Raw genomic sequence first — 1,913 nt, forward strand, 5'->3', positions numbered from 1 at the left:
CTGTTATCGGTTTAGCCCAAAAAAATAATGGGTTGTCCTTGAAAGATTATCCCGAAGATAATTTGAATGCATATTTTGACAGTATTAACAATCAGAGTAAAGATAAAATTTCATTTCTAACCCATTCTTACGATTGTTACGTGATATTTACAGTTAATCTTGATGGTAGTTATAACGATTTTGAGATTTTAGAAAATTCTCTATCGCCATTACATCCTCAGATCAGGAAGTACATATTCTCTTTGTTTCAACCTACTAACGGCAAATGGATTTTGGACGCTTCCGATGAAACTTCAACATCAAAAAAAGCGGTTTTTTTGTTTTCCTTCATCAATACTAAACAGTCGATGGAAGAGCGTGTTAATGACCAATCCCCTCTAGTTGAATTCTCTCTTATGACATTACCCGAAGAAAAACTAAGGCGAGGAATTCCTCTAAATCAAGAAAAGAAAATTACTCTCAAATTTTGATTTCCGAATAAAAAGGTGGAAGCGATCCGGTCAGTTTATTGGAAGTTTGTTAAAACGGAACGCGGCTGGCCGGGAAGACGGGAAGAACGAGCCGTTGTATAAACTGGTTATTTATTATCTGCAATCGTTGCACCTCCCAGCCACCAACCACGGCTCCGCAGTCTGACAAAAAAGATTTCGACAGCTGAATGCCGTGGCGTGGCCTCCCGGCCTGCCACGAGCGCAGAGACCATTTCTTTACCTGGGGCGAAAACTAATGTGCCCACATTGGTAGAAGCCTCCCCGGACTGCCATAACAAAATGGAGAAAAAATACAGATCTTAAAAAAAGTAGTTTTTGAAAACTGGGCCTCCGTACCCACTTTTTTTTAAAGGTACAGGGTGGGTACAGACCGTACCTATAGAGCATCGCTAAAAAAAAGTGGGTACGGAGGCCCGATTTTTAAAAACTCAAAAATCCAACAAAACGCAAAAAAGCGCTTACTGAACCGGGATGCAGTAAATGATGCTCATCAGAACGATCGCCTGAATTTCTCCGGTTAATTTCTGCAATATGGTGTGTTCAGGATCCTGGTTTTTGCGTTGATCTCCTGTTTTCTTTGTCTTTATCGAATATGTACCGCGATAGTCTTTTTACGTAGCGGTTAAGGTCCTGGGGGTAATTACCGCTATAGGTGTAATAGTCTATCTGTTTTTTATCTTTTATATAATAGATCTTCCCGATCGATTGCTCAGTGATAGTATCCTTTCGGGTGATCCTTTCAAAATACTTCACCTTTTTAGGATCAAGGGGTAAAAAAAGACGGCCAAGAGGTTCCTCATTGCAATCTATAGGCACGTACTGATCGCCACTCCAGTACATACATCCGGTTTGTTGATTGGTTGCCAAATATATTGTATATAAAATTCCAACGCCGATGAAGGCAATCAGAAATATCATCACTGGTCTGCTGAAAAAAAGTCCGCCACTCACTTCCTTTTTTTCTTTGACCTTAATGTCGTCCCGCACTCCGGGTATAGTATCTTTTGGCTTATTGTATGGTAGAGTTTTAGTTCCACCCGGGGGACTTTTGGGTGTGCTTATGATAGCTTTCTCCTCGTCCGTTAATTGAAAATCCTTTCCCGGAAAAAAAGGCCTGTGTTTAAAGTCGATCAGCCAAGCCAGCAGTTCTACATTTCTCTCATTGGTGGTCTCAGGTTCTCCTTTCAAATACTTATCCAAAGCTTTAAACTTATCCGGTTCTATTCTGCGGATCAATTGCAACGATACCGTTTCATCATTTGCCACATCAAAATAATTTTTCAAGGTTTGTTCATCCTTCAGATGATACCGGCTTTTAAACACCGCTACACATTCGTCTTTTAATTTTGCCGTAGTCGATTTAACACGAAAACGCGGGAGCTCGTCATTAGCGCTCTTTCTTTCGTATTCTGCTTTAACAAG

General features: G+C 40.5%; 2 protein-coding genes. One reads left to right on the plus strand and one right to left on the minus strand.

The window, feature by feature from the left end; genetic code table 11:
- Positions 1 to 470 (plus strand): hypothetical protein (locus tag EGI32_RS11055; protein ID WP_255155433.1); only part of this gene is annotated, 470 nt, incomplete at its 5' end.
- A 561-nt stretch (positions 471 to 1,031) separates the two neighbouring features.
- On the opposite strand, the gene EGI32_RS11060 is transcribed toward EGI32_RS11055, so the two are convergent.
- A partial coding sequence (locus tag EGI32_RS11060; RefSeq protein WP_255155434.1) for a hypothetical protein occupies positions 1,032 to 1,913 on the minus strand: 882 nt, incomplete at its 5' end.

The organism is Ferruginibacter sp. HRS2-29 (assembly GCF_024343615.1).
GTDB lineage: Bacteria > Bacteroidota > Bacteroidia > Chitinophagales > Chitinophagaceae > Ferruginibacter.